24 protein-coding genes and 2 other annotated features are annotated in these 21,121 nt (G+C 42.4%); of the genes, 23 read left to right on the top strand and 1 reads right to left on the bottom strand.

Going from position 1 to position 21,121, the window contains the following annotated elements; translation table 11 throughout:
• The 5 genes from IHV10_RS22875 to clpC all read left to right on the top strand — a co-directional run.
• Window positions 1–218: hypothetical protein (locus IHV10_RS22875; protein WP_231619648.1), on the top strand; the 218-nt coding region annotated here is incomplete at its 5' end.
• Window positions 219–741: 523 nt separating this feature from the next.
• Window positions 742–1,209, top strand: a complete 468-nt coding sequence (locus tag IHV10_RS21175; RefSeq protein ID WP_137792299.1) for a CtsR family transcriptional regulator — start codon at window positions 742–744, stop codon at window positions 1,207–1,209.
• A 36-nt stretch (window positions 1,210–1,245) separates the two neighbouring features.
• Complete coding sequence (locus tag IHV10_RS21170; protein WP_197134233.1) at window positions 1,246–1,779, top strand: UvrB/UvrC motif-containing protein; 534 nt, start codon at window positions 1,246–1,248, stop codon at window positions 1,777–1,779.
• 3 nt (window positions 1,780–1,782) lie between these two features.
• Window positions 1,783–2,847 carry a protein arginine kinase gene (locus IHV10_RS21165; protein WP_197134230.1) on the top strand — a complete coding sequence of 355 codons (1,065 nt, stop codon included), beginning with the start codon at window positions 1,783–1,785 and terminating at the stop codon, window positions 2,845–2,847.
• A gap of 14 nt (window positions 2,848–2,861) precedes the next feature.
• Window positions 2,862–5,282, top strand: coding sequence for an ATP-dependent protease ATP-binding subunit ClpC (gene clpC, locus IHV10_RS21160; RefSeq protein WP_137792297.1), 2,421 nt, complete (start codon window positions 2,862–2,864; stop codon window positions 5,280–5,282).
• Between the two features lie 170 nt (window positions 5,283–5,452).
• Here the strand turns inward: clpC and IHV10_RS21155 are convergent, their stop codons facing one another.
• A complete protein-coding gene (locus IHV10_RS21155) occupies window positions 5,453–5,614 on the bottom strand; it encodes a hypothetical protein (protein WP_197134227.1) in 162 nt (53 codons plus the stop codon).
• 116 nt (window positions 5,615–5,730) lie between these two features.
• On the opposite strand from IHV10_RS21155, the gene radA reads away from it, so the two are divergent.
• The 18 genes from radA to rplJ all read left to right on the top strand — a co-directional run bounded on the left by radA (window position 5,731) and on the right by rplJ (window position 21,107).
• Window positions 5,731–7,107: a DNA repair protein RadA gene (gene radA, locus IHV10_RS21150; protein WP_197134224.1), complete on the top strand. Its 1,377-nt coding sequence runs from the start codon at window positions 5,731–5,733 to the stop codon at window positions 7,105–7,107.
• Window positions 7,108–7,115: 8 nt separating this feature from the next.
• Complete coding sequence (disA, locus tag IHV10_RS21145) at window positions 7,116–8,189, top strand: DNA integrity scanning diadenylate cyclase DisA (RefSeq protein ID WP_066390602.1); 1,074 nt, start codon at window positions 7,116–7,118, stop codon at window positions 8,187–8,189.
• A 95-nt stretch (window positions 8,190–8,284) separates the two neighbouring features.
• The gene (locus tag IHV10_RS21140) at window positions 8,285–9,376 is read left to right on the top strand and encodes a PIN/TRAM domain-containing protein (RefSeq protein ID WP_197134221.1); all 1,092 of its coding nucleotides are present in this window, start codon (window positions 8,285–8,287) and stop codon (window positions 9,374–9,376) included.
• An 18-nt stretch (window positions 9,377–9,394) separates the two neighbouring features.
• Window positions 9,395–10,090: a 2-C-methyl-D-erythritol 4-phosphate cytidylyltransferase gene (gene ispD / locus IHV10_RS21135; protein WP_197134219.1), complete on the top strand. Its 696-nt coding sequence runs from the start codon at window positions 9,395–9,397 to the stop codon at window positions 10,088–10,090.
• Window positions 10,087–10,563: a 2-C-methyl-D-erythritol 2,4-cyclodiphosphate synthase gene (ispF, locus tag IHV10_RS21130; RefSeq protein WP_197134216.1), complete on the top strand. Its 477-nt coding sequence runs from the start codon at window positions 10,087–10,089 to the stop codon at window positions 10,561–10,563. Before ispD ends, ispF begins: the two co-directional genes overlap by 4 nt.
• A 246-nt stretch (window positions 10,564–10,809) precedes the next feature.
• The gene (gene gltX, locus IHV10_RS21125) at window positions 10,810–12,279 is read left to right on the top strand and encodes a glutamate--tRNA ligase (RefSeq protein WP_197134238.1); all 1,470 of its coding nucleotides are present in this window, start codon (window positions 10,810–10,812) and stop codon (window positions 12,277–12,279) included.
• Window positions 12,280–12,335: 56 nt separating this feature from the next.
• Window positions 12,336–12,566 (top strand) — a binding site (T-box leader).
• A gap of 287 nt (window positions 12,567–12,853) precedes the next feature.
• Window positions 12,854–13,501 carry a serine O-acetyltransferase gene (cysE, locus tag IHV10_RS21120; RefSeq protein ID WP_197134213.1) on the top strand — a complete coding sequence of 216 codons (648 nt, stop codon included), beginning with the start codon at window positions 12,854–12,856 and terminating at the stop codon, window positions 13,499–13,501.
• Window positions 13,502–14,905: a cysteine--tRNA ligase gene (gene cysS / locus IHV10_RS21115; protein ID WP_197134210.1), complete on the top strand. Its 1,404-nt coding sequence runs from the start codon at window positions 13,502–13,504 to the stop codon at window positions 14,903–14,905.
• The gene (locus IHV10_RS21110) at window positions 14,906–15,313 is read left to right on the top strand and encodes a Mini-ribonuclease 3 (RefSeq protein ID WP_197134207.1); all 408 of its coding nucleotides are present in this window, start codon (window positions 14,906–14,908) and stop codon (window positions 15,311–15,313) included.
• Window positions 15,314–15,316: 3 nt separating this feature from the next.
• Complete coding sequence (gene rlmB / locus IHV10_RS21105) at window positions 15,317–16,090, top strand: 23S rRNA (guanosine(2251)-2'-O)-methyltransferase RlmB (RefSeq protein ID WP_197134204.1); 774 nt, start codon at window positions 15,317–15,319, stop codon at window positions 16,088–16,090.
• Window positions 16,087–16,605 (top strand): NYN domain-containing protein, encoded by a 519-nt coding sequence (locus IHV10_RS21100; protein WP_137792248.1) that lies wholly within the window; start codon window positions 16,087–16,089, stop codon window positions 16,603–16,605. The genes rlmB and IHV10_RS21100 overlap by 4 nt, the downstream gene beginning before the upstream one ends.
• Window positions 16,606–16,684: 79 nt before the next feature.
• On the top strand, window positions 16,685–17,335 hold the full coding sequence (sigH, locus tag IHV10_RS21095; RefSeq protein WP_066390628.1) for an RNA polymerase sporulation sigma factor SigH: 651 nt from the start codon (window positions 16,685–16,687) through the stop codon (window positions 17,333–17,335).
• Between the two features lie 566 nt (window positions 17,336–17,901).
• Entirely contained in the window at window positions 17,902–18,051 is a 150-nt protein-coding gene (rpmG, locus tag IHV10_RS21090) for a 50S ribosomal protein L33 (RefSeq protein ID WP_197134202.1), read from the top strand.
• A 57-nt stretch (window positions 18,052–18,108) separates the two neighbouring features.
• Window positions 18,109–18,315 carry a preprotein translocase subunit SecE gene (gene secE / locus IHV10_RS21085; protein ID WP_197134200.1) on the top strand — a complete coding sequence of 69 codons (207 nt, stop codon included), beginning with the start codon at window positions 18,109–18,111 and terminating at the stop codon, window positions 18,313–18,315.
• A 75-nt stretch (window positions 18,316–18,390) separates the two neighbouring features.
• Window positions 18,391–18,924, top strand: coding sequence for a transcription termination/antitermination protein NusG (gene nusG / locus IHV10_RS21080; RefSeq protein ID WP_066390634.1), 534 nt, complete (start codon window positions 18,391–18,393; stop codon window positions 18,922–18,924).
• Window positions 18,925–19,082: 158 nt separating this feature from the next.
• Window positions 19,083–19,508, top strand: coding sequence for a 50S ribosomal protein L11 (gene rplK / locus IHV10_RS21075; RefSeq protein WP_066285502.1), 426 nt, complete (start codon window positions 19,083–19,085; stop codon window positions 19,506–19,508).
• A 161-nt stretch (window positions 19,509–19,669) separates the two neighbouring features.
• Window positions 19,670–20,371 carry a 50S ribosomal protein L1 gene (gene rplA / locus IHV10_RS21070; protein ID WP_066390636.1) on the top strand — a complete coding sequence of 234 codons (702 nt, stop codon included), beginning with the start codon at window positions 19,670–19,672 and terminating at the stop codon, window positions 20,369–20,371.
• A 45-nt stretch (window positions 20,372–20,416) separates the two neighbouring features.
• Window positions 20,417–20,567: a sequence feature (ribosomal protein L10 leader region), on the top strand.
• A gap of 39 nt (window positions 20,568–20,606) precedes the next feature.
• The gene (gene rplJ, locus IHV10_RS21065; RefSeq protein ID WP_144704568.1) at window positions 20,607–21,107 is read left to right on the top strand and encodes a 50S ribosomal protein L10; all 501 of its coding nucleotides are present in this window, start codon (window positions 20,607–20,609) and stop codon (window positions 21,105–21,107) included.
• Window positions 21,108–21,121: the final 14 nt, after the last annotated feature.

Here is a 21,121-nt window from a genome sequence, read left to right as displayed (position 1 = left end):
GTGTTTTTTTAAAAGATAGAAAAGAAGAAAGGTGGTTTGGCGATTGCCAAACTTCTGATTATGGAGGCTGGGGATGGAAGGCTCGGGGTATAGCGCTTGGATCAGGCAGAGAGCGGTTGTCGAGAATTAGCGAACGGCCTTTATTTTTGTTTTTAGACTTAATGGAGGTTTGTTTTGACTTAATTCACTCTCATTTTGACTTAATTTTTTTTATTTAGACTTAATTAGAGCTCTGATATACCCCACTCCGTATACTTCATAGATCAGTTACAACCACGAAATCCTCTCACAACCCTCAAAATAGGAAGAAGATGGCCACAGCCATCTTCCACCTCGCGATATTCTTCAGCAAAAACTCCAAAATCCATCCCAAAAGCCAAGCCAAAAACTCACTAAAACATCTCAGAAGCAACACACAAATCCCCTAATCAGCTCTCCCCATCAACCTAAACTCCACATAATTTCACGGTAATCCTCCATATATTCACGGATAAGCATCATAATTTCACGGATAAAACTTTTTATCGAAATTTCGACATCCATCAACGGCTTATCTGACTCATCTCATCTTAAAGCGCACATCCATCCTCCTCCAAAAGCATCATCTTTTCGACAGAATCATACAGGTTAAGAAGGTAACCAGGAGGCAATAATGGTGGATAGAGATTTGCATTTTGGGAAAAAAGCAGGCTATAATATAACTATAGTCAAAGTTAGTCAAAGTCAGAAGGGGGAGGGGAAATGAGGAATATTTCAGATGTAATTGAAAATTACTTAAAGCAAATTCTCTCAAGCTCTAATGATCCGTCCATTGAAATTAAGCGGACGGATATTGCTGAAAGGTTTCAATGCGTTCCTTCTCAAATAAACTACGTTATTAACACGAGATTTACGATTGAAAAAGGGTTTGTAGTGGAAAGTAAAAGAGGTGGAGGAGGTTATATTCGGATCATGAAGGTCCGTACCGAAAGCTCTGCCCACTTAATTGATCACTTAACCACCTTGATTGGTGAAAGGATATCGCAAGGCAACGCAGAAAATGTAATAAAGAGACTTATGGAAGAAACGATCGTTTCAGAACGAGAAGCGAGACTTATGCTGAGTGTGATGGACAGATCTATTTTAAAACTTAACCTTCCAGAACGAGATGAATTACGAGCAGAATTATTAAAAGCTATGATAAAAACGTTAAAATATCGAACCACATAGCCCTTTTTTTCATTCTATATAAAGGGAGGGAGCAGAATGAATTGTGAAGAGTGCCATGAACGTGAAGCGTCATTGCATTTTACAAAAATCATAAATGGGGAGAAAACTGAATTTCACATTTGTGAACATTGTGCCAAAGAAAAAGGAGAATTCTTGCCGGGGTCGAATTCTTTTTCCATTCACCAATTGCTTTCTGGACTTTTACACGGTGATGGACATGTCCCGAACACACCATCATCTAACTTCATTCCACCCTCGTTAAGCTGTGAAAAATGCGGGATGAGTTATTATCAGTTTGCGAAGATCGGCCGCTTTGGGTGTGATAATTGCTACAAAGCGTTTGAGTCGAAACTGAATCCAATTTTTAAAAGAGTTCATGGTGGTAACACCTTGCATGCAGGGAAGATTCCACTCCGTGCAGGAAGCAGTATTCAAGAAAAAAAGCAGCTTCAGCAATTAAAGCAAGCTTTGCAGCAGTATATATTAAATGAGGAATTTGAAAGAGCTGCTGAAACAAGAGATGTCATCAGAGAGATCGAGCACCGCTTGCAACAGGGGAGGGATACGTAACCGATGTCTTTGGAACGATTTATCAGTGACGCGATCAGTCCCTGGATGAAACGGGAGGGGCCAGAATCGGATATTGTTCTTTCGAGCCGTGTCCGACTTGCAAGAAATATTCATCAATATGTTTTTCCCATCGCGGCAGATAAAGAATCGGCTCATGAAGTCATATCAACGATCTCGACATGTATTAGTGAAGAGAGCGAAGAAGCAGAAAATCTTGAAATGCTGATGATGGAGGAGTTAAAGCCTGTTGAAAAACGGGTACTTGTTGAGAAACATCTGATCAGTCCCAATTTAGCTGAGCAAGCGAAATATGGTGCGGTTCTCATGAATGCAGATGAATCAGTGAGCATCATGGTAAATGAAGAAGATCATATACGCATTCAATGTTTAGCACCAGGTTTTCAACTAGAAGAAGTGCTTCATCGGGCGAATGAGATCGATGATAGAATCGAAAAAAACGTTGATTATGCGTTTGATGAAAAACGAGGATATTTAACAAGCTGTCCGACGAATGTAGGAACTGGACTTCGAGCCTCTGTTATGATGCATCTCCCAGCGCTCGTTCTGTCAAAAAAGATGAGCCGCATCATCCCAGCGATCAATCAGCTAGGGTTAGCGGTGAGAGGCATCTATGGGGAAGGTACCGAGGCGCAAGGAAACATTTTTCAAATTTCAAATCAGATGACACTGGGCAAGTCGGAAGAGGATATAATGGAAGATCTCGCAGGTGTCGTCATGCAGGTCATCCAACAAGAACGAGCAGCTCGCAAACAGCTGCAGGATGGATTGAAATTACAGCTTGAAGACAAGTTATTCCGTTCACTGGGAACGTTAGAGAACTGCCGGATCATCCAATCAAAAGAAGCTGCCAAATGTTTATCAGATGTGCGGCTTGGCATTGATTTAGAGATTTTACCTGGGATTTCAAAAACGATACTCAATGAACTTATGATACTTACACAACCAGGTTTTCTTCAACAATATGCAGGTGAAGTTCTAACTCCAGAAGAACGTGACATAAGAAGAGCCACTCTAATCAGAGAAAGAATAAAATTGGAAAACCGATAAGGAGCGTGACGAGTATGATGTTTGGTCGTTTTACAGAGAGAGCACAAAAAGTTTTAGCTTTAGCACAAGAAGAAGCGATTCGATTAGGTCATAATAACGTGGGAACAGAACATATCCTGCTTGGTTTGATCCGTGAAGGTGAAGGAATTGCAGCGAAAGCTCTTCAAGTTCTTGGACTAGGGCCAGAAAAGATTCAAAAAGAAGTGGAAACATTGATCGGCCGCGGTCAGGAAGCTGTTCAAACGATTCACTATACGCCTCGTGCTAAAAAAGTGATCGAACTTTCCATGGATGAAGCTCGTAAACTCGGACATTCATACGTGGGAACAGAACACATTCTATTAGGCTTGATTCGTGAAGGAGAAGGCGTTGCAGCTCGTGTACTAAACAACCTTGGTGTCAGCCTTAATAAAGCGCGTCAGCAGGTGCTGCAGTTACTAGGAAGCAATGAATCTTCTTCTAGTCATAGAGGTTCATCTGCTAGTGCCAACACCCCAACGTTAGACAGCTTAGCGCGTGATCTAACGGCGATTGCTCGTGAAGGTACACTAGACCCAGTAATCGGACGTGCGAAAGAAATTCAGCGTGTTATTGAGGTTCTAAGCCGCCGTACGAAGAACAACCCTGTTTTGATCGGGGAGCCTGGTGTTGGTAAAACAGCTATCGCAGAAGGTCTAGCACAGCAAATCATCAATAACGAAGTGCCAGAAACACTTCGTGATAAGCGTGTTATGACGCTTGATATGGGTACAGTTGTAGCAGGAACGAAGTACAGAGGTGAGTTTGAAGATCGTCTGAAAAAAGTAATGGATGAGATCCGACAGGCAGGAAATATCATTCTATTCATCGACGAACTTCATACTTTGATCGGTGCAGGTGGAGCAGAAGGTGCGATTGATGCATCCAACATTCTAAAGCCGGCTCTTGCCCGCGGCGAACTTCAATGTATCGGTGCTACGACACTTGATGAGTACAGAAAATATATTGAAAAAGATGCAGCGCTTGAGCGCCGTTTCCAGCCGATCACGGTTAACGAGCCAACGAAGGATGAAAGTATTCAAATTCTTCAAGGACTTCGCGATCGATATGAAGCTCATCACCGTGTAACGATTACGGATGAAGCGATTGAAGCATCTGTTCAGTTATCTGATCGTTACATCTCAGATCGTTTCTTACCAGATAAAGCGATCGATCTAATTGATGAAGCGGCGTCAAAAGTTCGCCTTCGTTCATATACAGCTCCGCCGAACTTAAAAGAGCTTGAGCAGAAGCTAGAGGAAGTTCGTAAGGAGAAGGATGCGGCTGTTCAAAGTCAAGAATTTGAAAAAGCTGCTTCACTTCGAGATTCTGAACAACGTCTTCGTGAAGAGCTAGAGAAAACGAAGGATGTTTGGAAAGAGAAACAAGGAAAAGAAAATACAGAAGTAACGCCAGAAGATATTGCACAAGTTGTATCCTCTTGGACGGGAGTTCCGGTTTCTAAACTTGCTGAAGAAGAAACAGAACGCCTTCTGAAGATGGAAGAGATTTTGCACGATCGTGTTATCGGCCAGTCTGAGGCTGTTACGGCAATCTCTAAAGCTATCCGAAGAGCGCGTGCTGGTTTGAAAGATCCGAAGCGTCCGATCGGCTCGTTCATCTTCTTAGGACCAACAGGTGTAGGTAAAACAGAACTTGCAAGAGCTGTTGCCGAAACACTATTTGGTGATGAAGATGCGATTATCCGTATCGATATGTCGGAGTACATGGAGAAGCATACAACATCCCGTCTCGTTGGATCGCCTCCTGGATATGTTGGACACGAAGAAGGCGGCCAGTTAACAGAGAAAGTTAGAAGAAAGCCTTACTCTGTTATCTTGCTTGATGAGATCGAAAAAGCGCATCCTGAAGTATTCAACATCTTGCTTCAAGTGCTAGAAGATGGTCGTCTTACTGACTCTAAGGGACGTACTGTCGATTTCCGCAACACGGTAGTAATCATGACTTCAAACGTAGGAGCGAGCACGCTTAAGCGTAATCGTTCGCTAGGATTTGCTGTTCATAACGAAGGTCAAAAGTACAACGACATGAAGTCTAAAGTGATGGATGAACTGAAGCGTGCATTCCGTCCAGAGTTCTTGAACCGTATCGATGAGATCATCGTGTTCCATTCTTTAGAAAAAGAGCACTTGCTAAGAATCGTTAGCTTGATGGCTGCATCACTGAAACAACGTTTAAGTGATCAAGGAATTGAGATCGAGTTGACTCAAGCCGCTCTCGAAAAGATTACGGAAGAAGGATACGATCCAGATTACGGAGCTCGTCCATTGCGTCGTGCCCTACAGCGTAAGATTGAAGATCGATTATCTGAAGAGCTTCTAAGAGGAAATATCAACAAAGGGCAGACCGTTAAGATTGATGTTGAAGAGAACGATTTTGTCGTTCAAACAGTCTAACTTTTACCACATATGAGAATATCCTACAAAAGACCCGGAAGACAGACATGTCCTCCGGGTTTTTGTCGAAATAATCTTAGCTGTTCGCCTTTTTTTGCAGAGCTCAAATGGAAGTAGTTGTTAGGTTTTATGTTATGATATTAGTGAATAAATCTTTATATTTTCAGTGTTTAACTTGTTAAATTAGTAAACCTATATTGATATACAATGATGCCTTGAAAGTGGTTGATTTCCGTTACAGGTGTTCGCTTTCCGCGGGGCGTGCGGTGAGCCCCCTGCCGCTTTGCGCCTTTAGGGGTCTCTCCTGCCCACTCGTCCCGCAGGAGTCTCACACCTTCCACTCCAATCAACCTATCCATGAAGTCTTTTAAAAGTATCAATTTCTTGAAGCGTCTGAAACTAGAAACTAAAGGTTATAAGCGTTAAGTTCGGAAGAGGAGTTTTTTAGATGGCTAAAGTAAAATCAATCTTTCTTTGCCAAGATTGCGGTTATGAATCTCCGAAATGGATGGGAAAATGTCCGGGATGCCATGCGTGGAACACGATGGTGGAGGAAATGATTCGACCTGAAAAAAATATTAGGGGATTAAGCTCTGGCGGAGATAAGAACGTAAAGCAGAAACCCCAGTCAATAGCAGATGTAAAAAGCGAGCAAGAGCCGCGCATACCGACAAACTATCAGGAATTCAACCGTGTTTTAGGTGGAGGGATCGTTCCAGGCTCAATGGTTTTAGTTGGAGGAGACCCCGGAATCGGTAAGTCCACACTATTGCTGCAAACATCAGCGCAGCTTGCACAAAGAGGAGAGCGTGTTCTATACATATCTGGTGAGGAATCTGTTAAACAGACGAAGCTGCGTGCAGATCGTTTAGATATCGGAGCAAAGGACTTGTTTGTTTTAGCAGAAACAGATCTAGAGCTGATCGAGCAGGCGATGGCAGATGTGATGCCTTCTGTAATGATCATCGACTCGATTCAAACCGTCTATCGGGCTGAAGTGACTTCAGCTCCAGGAAGTGTATCGCAAGTACGAGAGTGTACGTCACATTTGATGCGTATGGCGAAAACGAAAGGTATTGCTGTATTTATCGTTGGACATGTTACAAAAGAAGGAAATATCGCTGGACCGCGTCTTTTAGAGCATATGGTAGATGCGGTATTGTACTTTGAAGGTGAAAGACATCATACTTTCCGTATCTTACGAGCAGTTAAGAACCGTTTCGGCTCTACGAATGAAATTGGTGTTTTCGAAATGAAGGAAGTCGGCCTCGAAGAAGTATTAAACCCTTCTGAGATCTTTTTAGAAGAACGTTCGAAAGGGGCAGCGGGTTCGACAGTAGTTGCGTCTCTTGAAGGAACGCGTCCGATGCTAGTAGAACTTCAGGCTTTAATATCACCAACGAGCTTTGGTAATCCTAGAAGGATGGCTACGGGTATCGATCACAACCGTGTATCGCTGCTTATGGCTGTTTTAGAAAAGAGAGTCGGACTGCTGCTTCAGAACCAGGATGCGTATCTGAATGTTGCAGGTGGAGTTCGGCTGGATGAGCCAGCGATCGATCTTGCTGTTGCAATCAGCATCGCTTCAAGCTTTCGCGATTCACCAACAAAGCCAACAGATGTTATGATTGGAGAAATAGGATTAACGGGAGAGGTTAGAAGAGTTTCCCGTATCGAGCAGCGCGTACATGAAGCTGCAAAATTAGGTTTTACGCGAGCTATTATACCTGATAAAAATATAGGCGGCTGGACGGTTCCAAAAGGAATACAAGTCGTCGGAGTATCGACCGTTTATGAGGCGTTACAAGCAGCGTTAGGAGGGTAAAGCATATTATGGACCATGCGATAAAAGAAGCAATCATAAGCCAAATGCTACAGCTAGTTGCTCCCGGGACACCACTTCGGGAAGGAATCGACAACGTACTGCGAGCGAACACTGGTGGACTGATCGTTGTTGGATATAACGATAAAGTAAAAGAAATCGTTGATGGAGGTTTCTCTATTAACTGTAAATACTCACCCGCATCACTATATGAACTTGCCAAGATGGATGGTGCGATCATTTTGAATGAAGATGCTGTTAAAATTCTGTATGCGAACACACAGCTCATTCCAGATACGGTGATTCCGTCTACAGAAACGGGGATTCGTCACAGAACCGCCGAACGTGTTGCGCGCCAAACAGGCAACCTTGTGATCTCTATCTCTCAACGTCGTAACGTAATCACTCTATATCAAGGGATGATTCGTTATTCACTAAAAGAGATCGGTGTGATTTTGACGAAAGCGAATCAAGCGATTCAAACGCTTGAGAAATATAAAGTGGTTTTTGACCAAAGTGTTACGAACCTTGGAGCGCTAGAATTTGAAGAATTAGTGACTTTCCAAGAAGTTACACAAGTTATTCACAGAATTGAGATGGTTTTACGCATAAAAAATGAGATTATTAAATATGTTAATGAACTTGGTGTTGAAGGAAGACTGATTCGAATCCAGATGGAGGAGCTCGTTTCTAACATTGAGGAAGAAGCATTGCTTTTAATCAAGGACTATATGAAAGATCGTGAAAGTGATCCTTATGCGATTCTTCGCCAATTGAACAAACTATCATCTGAAGAATTATTTGATGAATCCGTTATTATGAAACTTTTAGGCTTCTCAGCCGGTATGAATATGCAGGATGAGACGATTCATCCACGCGGATACCGTATTCTTGGCAAGATTCCAAGGCTTCCAGCTGTTATTATTGAGAATTTAACAGATGCATTTGAAAACCTCCCGCAAATTTTGCGTGCGTCCATCGATGAATTGGACGAGGTAGAGGGTATCGGTGAGATTCGTGCCAAAAAAGTAAAAGAAGGTCTCAAACGCATTCAGGAACAGCTTTTCGTCGATCGTCATATCTAAATGGAACATTCTGAGTAAAAAAAGGAATTTTCTATTTTTTGCACGTTTTTAATACGGTCATTTTGTAAATAATGATTAGGGGAGGTGAATCAGGCATGCTAAAAAGAATTGTTCAACTATTTTTCATCGTAATAGGGGGCATGCTAGGCTATCTATATATACCAGATCTCATTCGTGTACTTAATTTCGGTGATCTTCCGAATCAAGTAACATCCCCATATGTCGGGGCAGTGATTGGTGCACTTATATTATTTTTATCTACATTCTGGCTGTCCGATTACGTAGTAGGTTTAATCCGTTGGGCTGAGGAGACGGTTGTAAAAGCTCCAGCAACTGATCTTTTATCCGGGACGATGGGACTTATTATCGGACTGATCGTAGCCTTTTTAATCCAGTCACCGTTAAGCTCTATGGATATTGTTGTGGTCAGCTCGATCCTGCCGATCGCGATCACATTCCTGCTCGGTTATTTAGGCTTTCAAGTAGGTTTTAAAAAGAGAGACGAGTTGATTCAGCTGTTCTCTTTGAAAAGCCAAGGGAAAGAACGAAAAAAAGAAGCAGAGATCGAAAAGCCCGGTGGTAAGTATAAGATTTTAGACACGAGCGTCATTATCGATGGCCGAGTGGCTGATATCTGTCAAACTGGCTTTTTAGAAGGTCCGCTTATCATTCCTCGTTTTGTTTTAGAAGAATTGCAATATATTGCTGATTCCTCAGATGTTTTAAAACGTAACAGAGGGCGCCGTGGCCTTGATATTTTAAATCGTATTCAAAAAGAGCTTTCTATGAAAGTTGAAATCTATGAAGGTGACTTTGAAGAGGTAACAGAAGTTGATAGCAAGCTTGTAAAGCTCGCTCAACTGTTATCCGGTGTCGTCGTTACGAATGATTTTAACTTGAACAAAGTATGTGAACTGCAAAACGTTGCAGTACTAAATATTAATGACCTTGCAAATGCGGTAAAACCCGTTGTTCTTCCTGGCGAAGAACTTGTTGTACAAGTGATCAAAGACGGAAAAGAACAGAGTCAAGGTGTAGGCTATCTGGATGATGGAACGATGATCGTTGTAGAAGATGGTCGTGATTATGTAGGAAAAACGATTGATGTTGTTGTTACATCCGTACTTCAAACATCAGCGGGCAGAATGATTTTTGCCAAAAAGAAACTATTAGAAAAAGCATTGTAACGAACGGTGGGGAAGCACGTGAATTATTGGACAGTCATTCCTGCTGCTGGACAAGGTAAACGCATGAATGCTGGGATCTCTAAGCAGTGGATCGAGCTCTTAGGAAAACCAGTTCTCGCGCACACACTACTTGTGTTTGAAAACGATCCGCATTGCGAGGGTGTGATTCTTGTCGGCAGTGAAAAGGAATTGCAGCAGATGCAAGACTTTGTAGAGTCGTTCCAATACAAAAAAGTGCGCAAAATCGTTCCAGGCGGAAAAGAACGTCAGCAAAGTGTCTATGAGGGATTGAAGGTCGTACCTACAGATGTAGACCTCGTTCTCATTCATGATGCAGCACGGCCTTTCATCACACATGATTCTATTTTACAACTCATTAACACGGCACGAGATACAGGCTCTGCCGTGTTAGCTGTTCCTGTTAAGGATACGGTTAAGCGGGTATTAGAGAATGTAGTGGAAGAAACGATCGACCGTTCCAGCTTGTGGGCTGTTCAAACCCCGCAAGCTTTTCGTCTTTCTATCGTAATGGATGCACACAGAAAGGCAGACGAAGAAGGCTATATTGGAACGGATGACGCAAGCCTAGTGGAACGAATTGGACAAACAGTCGCTATTGTAATGGGAGACTATCATAATATAAAATTAACTACGTCTGATGACTTGTTATTTGGACAAGCCATTTTGTTAGAGAGACAGGGGGAAAAAGCATGATGCGCGTCGGACAAGGTTTTGATGTACATGCCTTTAGTGAGGGTCGTCCGTTAATCATTGGCGGTGTAACGATTCCTTATGAGAAGGGACTTTTAGGGCACTCTGATGCTGACGTTCTTTTGCATGCGATTACAGATGCATTGCTAGGCGCAGCAGGTGAAGGAGATATCGGGAAACACTTTCCAGATACAGATCCAGCTTACAAAGGCGCAGATTCGAAGCGCTTGTTGCTCGATTCTTGGAAATTGGTTGAGAAAAAAGGTTATTCTTTAGGTAATATAGATTGTACGATCATTGCTCAAAAACCAAAGATGCTTCCGTACATTGAAGAGATGCGCGGAGTGATCGCCGGTATTTTTGATGTTGATGTAGATAGAATCAACGTGAAGGCGACGACGACTGAAAAGCTAGGATTTCCTGGACGCGAAGAGGGAATCGCAGCTCAAGCGGTAGTGTTGATAGAGAAGGCATAGTTATACTGCTGTAGAAGGAAGGCTATGGAGTTTAAGGGAGCGGTTGATTTCCGTTCCAGGTTGCTCGCTTTCCGGGGGGCGTGCGGTGAGCCTTTTAGTGCTCAGCGCTTTTAAGAGTCTCACCTGTCCCGCTGATCCCCCAGGAGTCTCGCACCTTGCACTCCAATCAACTTTTCAGTGAAGAGGATCCGTCAAACGATCCAACCATTCATCTAAAGAAGAAAAAAATTATAGAGGTGAAACATGATGGCAAACGAAGTTCGAGTGCGTTATGCACCAAGTCCAACGGGACACTTACATATAGGGAATGCACGTGCAGCTCTATTCAATTATCTGTATGCACGCCATACTGGCGGGAAATTTATTATTCGTATTGAAGATACGGACCAAAAGCGTAACATTCAAGGCGGAGAAGAGAGTCAGCTGGATCATTTGAAATGGCTCGGTATGGATTGGGATGAAAGTGTTGATATCGGAGGAGATTACGGTCCGTATCGTCAGATGGAACGTTTAGATTTATACGAAAAGTATACAGATGAACTACTTTCAAAAGGTCTTGCATACACTTGTTATTGTACAGAAGAAGAGCTTGAGGCTTCTCGTGAAGAGCAGATGGCAAAAGGGGATACTCCTGTTTATGATGGACGCTGTCTAAACTTATCAGTTGAAGAAAAAGCGGCTCTAGAAGAAGAAGGTCGTCGTCCGAGCATTCGTTTTAAAGTACCTCAAGACCGTACGATTACGTTTGATGACATGGTTAAAGGTGAAGTGTCGTTTGAATCAAGCGGCTTTGGTGATTTTGTTATCGTAAAAAAAGATGGAATTCCAACTTACAACTACGCTGTTGTTATCGATGACCATGAAATGGCGATCTCTCACGTACTTCGTGGAGATGATCACATCTCAAACACACCAAAGCAGTTATTGATCTATGATGCGCTAGGTTTTTCTCATCCGAAGTTCGGTCATACAACATTGATCGTGAATGAAAACCGTAAAAAACTGAGTAAACGTGATGAATCGATCGTTCAGTTTATCGAACAATACAAAGATTTAGGATATTTGCCAGAAGCGCTGTTTAACTTTATTGCGCTACTAGGCTGGTCTCCAGGTGGAGAAGAAGAGATCTTCAGCCGTGAGCAGTTTATTGAAATTTTTGATCCGAACCGTCTATCCAAAGCTCCTGCCGTTTTTGATACGCAAAAGTTAGAATGGCTGAACAACCAATATATGAAACAGCAAGACGTAGCTCGTATCGTTGAGTTGTGTATGCCTCACCTAGTAAAAGCGGGCAGAGTTTCAGAAAACCCAAGTCCTGAAGAACAGGAGTGGATTACGAAACTTGTCGCTCTTCATCAGGAAAAAATGAGCTATGGTGCTGAAATCGTAGACTTAACGGAACTATTCTTCAAACAAGAGATCGAGTATGGAGGAGAAGCACTTGAAGTCTTGCAAGGTGAAGGGGTTCCATCCGTTATGGAATCGTTCTTAACTCAGATCGAAAACAGTGATTCTTTTGAAGCGGAAGACATCAAGGCGATGATGAAAGCTGTTCAGAAGGAAACAGGTCAAAAAGGAAAGAACTTGTTCATGCCGATTCGTGTGGCAACAACTGGTCAGCAACATGGTCCAGATCTGCCTGCTGCCGTGTCCCTTCTCGGTAAAGATGTGATTACAAAGCGCGTAAATGCTGTACTGACTCAAATTAAAAAGTAATAAAAGTACACATTTTGCAAAGATTATAATATAGTAAAAGAAACTTATAAAAAACATGTAAAACGCAGATGAGGAAAGTAGGCTAGCGCCTTTTCATAGTAGAGAGAGCCATCACCGGCTGAAAGTGGTTCATGAAAATGCTTGCTGAAGTGCCCCTCGGAGTCCCTTGCCGAAAGTTTTAGTAGGTTTGGGCGGCAACTCCCCGTTATGGAGCTTAAGGGAACAGGTGAGTTTTAAATTAAGCCTGTTAAACAGAGTGGAACCGCGTTTATCCATACGTCTCTGTGTCATATTTGGCACAGGGGCGTTTTTTATTTTCTAATGCTTAGATTAGATCTAAACAATTTTGCTTATGAATCACTTTTTCAACTTTGCCTAGTTGATTGTAGTGGAAGGTGTAAGACTCTAGGCTAGGACGAGTGGGCAGGCGAGACCCCTAAAGGCGCAAAGCGGCAGGGGGCTCACCGCACGCCCCGCGGAAAGCGAAGCACCTGGAACGGAGATCAACCTCTTCCAAGGCAACATTGTATTCACAGTAAAAGCACGATATTTTTATGCAAGGAGGTTGGAGAACATGTTTTCAGCCATGAGAGAAGACATTCAGGTTGTTTTTGAGAAAGACCCAGCAGCTAGAAGTTCATTCGAAGTATTCCTAACATACTCTGGACTCCACGCAGTTTGGGCCCATAGATTAGCACATAAGTTATTCAAACGAAACTGGCTGTTTTTAGCTCGTTTAATCTCACAGATCAGCCGCTTTTTTACCGGTATCGAAATACACCCAGGAGCCCAGATCGGCAGACGCTTTTTTATCGATCACGGCATGGGTGTTGTGATCGGCGAAACGTGTATCATCGGCAATGACGTGACGCTCTATCAGGGTGTTACGCTCGGAGGTACGGGAAAAGAAAAAGGTAAAAGGCATCCCACGCTTGAAGATCATGTTCTTGTTGCTACAGGAGCCAAGGTGCTGGGTAACATTACCATCGGAAAAAATTCAAAAGTTGGGGCAGGATCGGTTGTTCTTCAACACGTTCCGCCTGATGCCACAGTAGTTGGAATACCAGGAAGAGTCGTGATTAAGGATGGCATTAAAGTAGGATGCGAACTTGATCATCGCGATCTGCCTGATCCGGTAGCTGATAAATTTAGAGAAATGCACGACGAGTTAAAAAGAATGTGTAACGAACTGGAAAGATTGAAAAAAGGGAGTGATGTCTAAATGGGTATTAAAATCTATAATACGATGACACGTCAAAAAGAGCTTTTTGTCCCGTTAGAAGAAGGAAAAGTGAAGATGTATGTGTGCGGACCGACTGTATATAACTATATTCATATCGGTAACGCGAGACCGGCTATTGTTTTTGATACAGTGAGAAAGTACTTGGAATACAGAGATTTTGATGTGCAGTTCATCTCCAATTTTACGGATGTTGATGATAAGCTCATTAAAGCGGCTAATGAGATGGGAAGCGATGTCCCAACGATCGCCGAGAAGTTCATCCATGCGTATCATGAGGATACTTGCGCACTAGGCGTACAAAAAGCTGACGCACATCCGCGTGTAACAGAAACGATGCCAGAGATCATTGATTTTATCGAGAACCTCATCAAAAAAGGTTTTGCTTATGAAGCAGCGGGAGATGTTTATTTCAAGACGCGTTCGTTCAACGGCTATGGTAAACTTTCTCATCAATCGATCGATGACTTAAGATCTGGTGCGAGAATTGAAGTAGGAGAGAAAAAAGAAGATCCACTTGATTTTGCGCTATGGAAAGCAGCGAAAGATGGGGAGATCTATTGGGAGAGCCCTTGGGGGAAAGGTCGTCCAGGCTGGCATATCGAATGCTCCGCTATGGCGAAAAAATACTTAGGTGACTCGATCGACATTCATGGCGGCGGTCAAGATCTAGCTTTTCCTCATCACGAGAATGAGATCGCACAATCGGAAGCATTAAATGAAGCTCCGATGGCTAAGTATTGGATGCATAATGGGTATATTAATATTGATAACGAAAAAATGTCCAAATCACTTGGGAACTTTGTACTTGTTCATGATCTTGTGCAACAGCAGGATCCGCAAGTTATCCGATTCTTTATGCTGGCCGTACACTACCGCAATCCGATCAACTTCAGTCAAGAGTTGTTAGAAGCGGCAGAGGCAGGGTTGAATAGAATCCGTACGTCTTATGAAAACTTAAAACACCGCTTGAGTGTATCGGCAGACCTATCTGTAGATACAGAAAAATGGACTCAGCTTGTTAAAGAGACTAGAGAGAAATTCATCACGGATATGGATGATGATTTTAACACGGCGAACGCGATCTCTCATCTTTTTGATTTTTCGAGAGAAGCGAACGTATATCTGCAAGAGAAAAACACTTCTAAAGCCGTTATTACAGAGTTCATCGCTCTGTTCGATGAGCTTGCGGGTGTGCTGGGACTTACTCTTCATAAAGAAGAGGAATTGTTAGATGAAGAGATTGACGCTCTCATTCAAGAACGTAATCAAGCGCGTAAAGAAAAGAACTTTTCTCGCGCTGACGAAATTCGTGATCAGCTAAAAGAACAGAACATCATTTTGGAAGATACCGCACAAGGTGTACGGTGGAAAAGAGATAAGTAAATGAAGATAACGGACGCAGATATTAAACAATTGAACGGAACCACGCTTGCTTATATGGGAGATGCGGTGATGGAGCAGTTCGTGCGTGAACACCTTATCCGTAATGGACAGGTGAAGCCGAACAAGCTCCACGTATCGGCCACGAAGTTTGTTTCAGCAAAAGCGCAAGCGAGCATGGTCGTTCAGCTGCTTGAAGAAAACTATTTTACAGAAGAAGAGGTCGCTGTTATTAAGCGTGGGCGCAATGCGAACCAAGGAACCGTTCCGAAAAATACGGATGTTCAAACGTACCGGCATGCAACAAGCTTTGAGGCGATCATCGGTTATCTCTATCTGTTAAATAACCATGAACGTTTAGCGAACATGATGGAATATGTGTTATCAGATAATAAAAAGGGGGAGGTCTAAAAGATGAGTGAAGCAAAAGAACAAAAAGAACAAGAATTGATCATCGGCAGAAATCCAGTGATGGAAGTACTTCGTTCAGGCCGTGATATTAATAAAATCTTCGTAGGTGAAGGATCTCAAAAAGGACCGGTAAGTACGATCGTCTCAATGGCGAAAAAACAAAATGTCCTTGTGCAATATGTACCGAAGCAAAAGCTCGATTCATTAAGCGGGGGAGGCAACCATCAAGGTGTAATCGCTGGTGTAGCAGCATACTCATACGCAGAGATTGATGATTTGTTTAAAATTGCAGAAGAAAGAGGAGAAGAGCCGTTCTTTATTTTATTGGACGAGCTTGAAGATCCTCATAATTTAGGTTCGATCATGCGTACGGCTGATGCAGTTGGTGCACATGGCATCATTATTCCGAAAAGACGTTCAGTAGGATTGACCGCTACAGTAGCAAAAGCTTCAACGGGTGCGATCGAATACATTCCGGTTGTTCGTGTTACGAATCTTGTTCAAACGATGAAAGAGTTAAGAGACCGCGGTATGTGGTTTGCCGGCGCAGACATGAAAGGGAAAGATGACTACAGACAAGCAAAGTGGGACATGCCTTTAGGTCTTGTGATCGGAAGCGAAGGAAAAGGAATGGGAAGACTCGTATCAGAAACGTGCGATTTCCTTGTTCAGCTTCCGATGAAAGGGAAGGTTACCTCGCTTAATGCATCCGTTGCTGCTAGTCTCTTGATGTATGAAGTGTACCGTAACCGCAATCCGTTAGAAGCGCGAAAATGAAAACCCGCCACTATTTGATTGTTGATGGCTACAACATCATTGGCGCTTGGCCCGAATTACGGAGCTTAAAAACATCGGATTTTGCCAAAGCAAGAGACCTGCTGATCGAATATATGGCAGAATACCAGGGGACGACTGGGTATCAAGTAATCGTCGTATTTGATGCCCATCTCACACCTGGCACAGAGAAAAAAACGAAAAACCACCGCGTTGAAGTCATTTTTACAAGAGAGAACGAAACGGCAGATGAGCGGATTGAACGTTTGGTCGGAGAGTTAAAATCAATAGATACGCGAATTTACGTAGCAACTTCAGATTCAACCGAACAGTGGCAGATTTTTGGTAAGGGCGCATTAAGAAAATCTGCGAGAGAATTAAAGAATGAGATGGACGAAATCGAAAAGCATATCCATGTGTCCGTTGGCGAGCGGAAAAGGAAGCAAACCTCCTCATCTATCCTTCTTTCAGACGAAATTGCCGAAATATTTGAAAGATGGAGAAGAGGGCAAAAATAAGGAATCTTGACGCTTTTGTGAACTATGAGCTATAATATTGCTATATTTTGCCGGTAAAAACCTGGTGGGGGGATTTGTCGTGAACATAGATCTCAAGGAACGGTCAGTAAGCGATTACGAGCTCATGGAAGATGAAAGCCTTGTGGAACTGGTTCATGAGGGGGACAGCGCAGCACTTGAATATTTGATCAACAAATATAAAAACTTTGTTCGTGCGAAAGCAAGATCATACTTTTTGATCGGTGCAGACCGGGAAGATATCATTCAAGAAGGCATGATTGGACTGTATAAAGCCATTCGCGATTTTAAAGAGGACAAGCTGTCATCCTTTAAAGCTTTTGCCGAACTATGTATAACAAGGCAAATGATTACCGCTATCAAAACGGCAACTAGACAAAAGCACATTCCGTTAAATTCTTACGTGTCGTTGGACAAGCCGATCTATGATGAGGAGTCTGACCGTACACTAATGGATGTAATATGCGGTACAAAAGTCACTGATCCAGAAGAACTGATTATCAATCAAGAAGAATTTGATGATATTGAAGTGAAGATGGGAGAAATATTAAGTGACCTGGAACGTAAAGTTCTGATGCTGTACCTTGACGGAAGATCGTACCAGGAAATCTCAGTGGATCTCGACAGACACGTGAAGTCGATCGACAACGCGCTTCAACGAGTGAAACGTAAATTAGAGCGTTATTTAGAGCTAAGAGAAATATCATCTTAAGAGCGGGGATTGTTCCTGCTCTTTTTCTTTTGGGTTTGAGAGGTTGTTTAGCTGGTATGCGCGTGGGTGGGGGTATTTGACGGGTTGATGATAATCGTATTTTGTCAACTCGCCGATATATGCACAAAACTCGCTGGATTAATTGAATGATTTCTAGAATTAAGGCTCATATTTCATGGATTAGCAGGATGAATACTAGGGTGGGTATACGTTAATCACCTGATTTGAGTAGAAAATGGCAAGAACTATTGTGCTCATGAGAACAAAATAGCTAGCTAAATCATTTTTAGCTGACTTTCACACATTTTTATCGATGAGTGATGGTTTTTATCATTAATTTTGTTTAATCAAGCTACCGCCAAGTTGTCTGGAGTACAAAATGGAGTTGCATCCCTAACAAAGCAAACCCTCTAATACGATAATCAACCACTTACATTCCCAACACAATGAGCTCTCAAAACGTCATTTTCCCTTTATTGACAAGCGTATACCCCTATGTTAAGGTTTTAAAAGTAACATTGTAACGTGGATGAGTGGGTTTGTCGCACGAAAGGTGTTTATTTAGCATGAGAAAAAAAGTTTTTTTAGCCTGTAAAGAATGCTCAAAACGAAATTATACAACGATGAAGAACCAGCAAAACAATCCTGAACGAGTCGAGGTTAAAAAGTTTTGCAGCTACTGCAATGCTCATACCATTCACCAGGAAACGAAGTAAGCGAAACAAGCTTTTTTTATAAATGTTAATTGATCAAAGGCATGGGGGTTTATGAAGATGGCGGATGTTGCAGAAAAGACAAAGAAATCACCAGCAAAGTTTCTTTCCGATGTAAATAAGGAGATGAAGCGTGTTAGCTGGCCTACGCGAAAAGAGTTATTTCGCTATACGGGGATTGTACTGTCAACTGTAGTGATTATGGCTTTGTTCTTCTGGGTTGTGGATCTAGGTATTTCACAATTAGTTGAGCTTATTTTAGGGTAGATTAGATATAGCTTCTTTTGGATAGAATGCTAGAGTATATCCATTTTAGGAGGGAAAGGACACGGGTCCCATCGTATGGAAAAAAATTGGTACGTAGTTCATACCTATTCAGGTTATGAAAACAAAGTAAAAGCAAACTTGGAAAAGCGTTTGGAATCTATGGGGATGACAGATAAGATTTTCCGTGTACTTGTACCTGTAGAAGAAGAGACCGAAACAAAGAACGGTAAGACAAAAACAAGCATGAAGAAAGTTTTCCCTGGTTATGTATTAACGGAGATGATCATGACAGATGATTCATGGTACGTTGTACGTAATACGCCTGGGGTAACAGGATTTGTCGGTTCTGCTGGAGCGGGCTCGAAGCCAACGGCACTATTGCCTGAGGAAGTAGATCATATACTTAAAGGTATGGGTATGGAAGCTCCACGCGTTGAAGTTGATTTCGAAATCAAGGAATCTGTAAAAGTAAAAGAAGGTCCTTTTGCTGACTTTGTTGGTACGATCGAAGAGATCGATGCAACAAAACAGAAGCTGAAAGTTCACGTCAACATGTTTGGCCGTGAGACACCAGTTGAACTTGAGTTTACCCAAGTTAGCAAGTTATAATGGAAAAAGACTTGTAATCACTTCAAAAAGGTGATAGAATTTTTTATGTTTGATATTACTAATCAACTGCTTCCTCTCTTTTAGGAGGGGAAGCGTATTTTTGAGTGGGAGGGTTTCGGCCCATAATACCACATCACGGACTTAAGGAGGTGTGTCGCGTGGCTAAAAAGGTTATTAAGATGGTAAAGCTTCAAATCCCTGCTGGTAAAGCAAACCCGGCACCGCCAGTTGGACCTGCACTAGGACAAGCTGGGGTAAACATCATGGGATTCTGTAAAGAATTCAACGCTCGTACTGCTGATCAAGCTGGTTTAATCATTCCGGTAGAAATCACGGTTTTCGAAGACCGTTCATTTACATTCATCACTAAAACTCCTCCGGCTGCTGTTCTTTTAAAGAAAGCTGCAGGAATCGAGTCAGGTTCTGGTGAGCCGAACAAGAAAAAAGTTGCGACTGTAAAGCGTGATAAAGTTCGCGAAATCGCAGAATCAAAAATGCCTGACCTAAACGCTGCTAGCGTTGAAGCTGCAATGCGTATGGTTGAAGGTACTGCACGCAGCATGGGAATTGTTATCGAAGACTAATCCCTGTGTTTGATGTCTATTAGGTTGCGAGTAAATGGATTGATATCCTGCCCGTCAAACGGTTCGCAACCTTTATTCATGCAATGCGTGTAATTGCACTTGATTTTTTAGTGCAATAAGTGGGAGGAATATCCGCTAAACCACATAAGGAGGACAATACAATGGCAAACAAAGGTAAGAAGTACCAAGAAGCGGCTAAATTAGTAGACCGCACAAAAGCATATGACGCTGCAGAAGCGATCGAGCTAGTTAAAAAAGCTGCTCCTGCAAAATTTGACGAGTCTGTAGAAGTTGCAGTTCGTTTAGGTGTAGACACGAAGAAAGCTGACCAACAAGTTCGTGGAGCAGTAGTGCTTCCAAACGGAACTGGTAAGACTCAACGTGTATTAGTTTTCGCAAAAGGTGAAAAAGCAAAAGAAGCTGAAGCTGCTGGAGCAGATCACGTTGGCGATTCTGACTACATCAACAAAATCCAACAAGGTTGGTTCGAGTTCGACGTAATCGTTGCAACTCCGGACATGATGGCTGAAGTTGGTAAACTTGGACGTGTTCTAGGACCTAAAGGTTTAATGCCTAACCCTAAAACAGGAACAGTTACATTTGAAGTTGAAAAAGCGATTAACGAAATCAAAGCTGGTAAAGTAGAATACCGTGTCGACAAGACTGGTAACGTTCACGTTCCAATCGGTAAAGTATCTTTCGAAGCAGAAAAGCTTGCAGAAAACCTTAACACAATCATCGAAACATTGTTGAAAGTTAAGCCTGCAGCTGCAAAGGGAACTTACATGAAGAACGTAGCTGTTTCTTCTACAATGGGACCTGGGATCAAAGTTAATCCATCTTCATTCGCTGTAAAACGATAGTTGACAAACGGGTTTCGACCCGTTATATTATATACTGTTAAACACAAACGCATCAGATGAATGCCGTAGACAGCAGGAGCCAACTGGCTTAAATCTTCCTGCCGAGGTGAAGCATCGTAAGCTCATTAGTTAATTACTTATGACTTTAGATACTCACGCCTCCATGTCTCGACATGGAGGCTTTGTTTTTGGACAAAACCTGCGGTGATGCAATCATTTTACAGGAGGTGTAATAATGAGCAGCATTTTAGAAACAAAAAAGCAGTTAGTATCCACTATTTCTGAGAAAATCAAAAATAGCCAATCAACAATCCTTGTTGACTACCGTGGTCTTACTGTTTCTGAGGTTACTGAACTTCGTAAGTCTTTACGTGATGCTGGCATCGAGTTTAAAGTTTACAAAAACTCAATGGTAGTTCGCGCTGCTGAAGAGAATGACCTTAAAGAATTAGCAGAACACTTAACTGGTCCTACAGCGATCGCATTCTCGAATGAAGATGTTGTAGCTCCTGCTAAGATTCTTAACGACTTCGCTAAGAAACACGAAGCGCTTGAGATCAAAGCTGGTGTAATCGAAGGACGTATCGCGTCTCTAGAAGAAGTGAAAGCTCTTGCTGAACTTCCATCAAGAGAAGGTCTTCTTTCTATGGTACTCAGCGTGCTTCAAGCACCTATCCGCAACTTTGCGTTGGCTACTAAAGCCGTTGCAGAACAAAAAGAAGAACAAGGCGCATAAGCCTTATCTTCAAC

The organism is Fictibacillus sp. 5RED26 (assembly GCF_015903895.1).
GTDB lineage: Bacteria > Bacillota > Bacilli > Bacillales > Fictibacillaceae > Fictibacillus > Fictibacillus phosphorivorans.
Note: the sequence above shows the minus strand (reverse complement) of the source record. Positions and strands in the feature narration are given on the sequence as shown.

Coding starts and splice junctions, on each gene's coding strand:
- IHV10_RS21175 (WP_137792299.1), top strand. CDS start 742: ATGAGGAATATTTCAGATGTAATTGAAAATTACTTAAAGCAAATTCTC.
- IHV10_RS21140 (WP_197134221.1), top strand. CDS start 8,285: ATGCTAAAAAGAATTGTTCAACTATTTTTCATCGTAATAGGGGGCATG.
- nusG (WP_066390634.1), top strand. CDS start 18,391: ATGGAAAAAAATTGGTACGTAGTTCATACCTATTCAGGTTATGAAAAC.
- IHV10_RS21165 (WP_197134230.1), top strand. CDS start 1,783: ATGTCTTTGGAACGATTTATCAGTGACGCGATCAGTCCCTGGATGAAA.
- gltX (WP_197134238.1), top strand. CDS start 10,810: ATGGCAAACGAAGTTCGAGTGCGTTATGCACCAAGTCCAACGGGACAC.
- cysE (WP_197134213.1), top strand. CDS start 12,854: ATGTTTTCAGCCATGAGAGAAGACATTCAGGTTGTTTTTGAGAAAGAC.
- clpC (WP_137792297.1), top strand. CDS start 2,862: ATGATGTTTGGTCGTTTTACAGAGAGAGCACAAAAAGTTTTAGCTTTA.
- rplJ (WP_144704568.1), top strand. CDS start 20,607: ATGAGCAGCATTTTAGAAACAAAAAAGCAGTTAGTATCCACTATTTCT.
- cysS (WP_197134210.1), top strand. CDS start 13,502: ATGGGTATTAAAATCTATAATACGATGACACGTCAAAAAGAGCTTTTT.
- IHV10_RS21100 (WP_137792248.1), top strand. CDS start 16,087: ATGAAAACCCGCCACTATTTGATTGTTGATGGCTACAACATCATTGGC.
- radA (WP_197134224.1), top strand. CDS start 5,731: ATGGCTAAAGTAAAATCAATCTTTCTTTGCCAAGATTGCGGTTATGAA.
- IHV10_RS21170 (WP_197134233.1), top strand. CDS start 1,246: ATGAATTGTGAAGAGTGCCATGAACGTGAAGCGTCATTGCATTTTACA.
- rpmG (WP_197134202.1), top strand. CDS start 17,902: ATGAGAAAAAAAGTTTTTTTAGCCTGTAAAGAATGCTCAAAACGAAAT.
- rplA (WP_066390636.1), top strand. CDS start 19,670: ATGGCAAACAAAGGTAAGAAGTACCAAGAAGCGGCTAAATTAGTAGAC.
- rlmB (WP_197134204.1), top strand. CDS start 15,317: ATGAGTGAAGCAAAAGAACAAAAAGAACAAGAATTGATCATCGGCAGA.
- IHV10_RS21110 (WP_197134207.1), top strand. CDS start 14,906: ATGAAGATAACGGACGCAGATATTAAACAATTGAACGGAACCACGCTT.
- ispF (WP_197134216.1), top strand. CDS start 10,087: ATGATGCGCGTCGGACAAGGTTTTGATGTACATGCCTTTAGTGAGGGT.
- disA (WP_066390602.1), top strand. CDS start 7,116: ATGGACCATGCGATAAAAGAAGCAATCATAAGCCAAATGCTACAGCTA.
- secE (WP_197134200.1), top strand. CDS start 18,109: ATGGCGGATGTTGCAGAAAAGACAAAGAAATCACCAGCAAAGTTTCTT.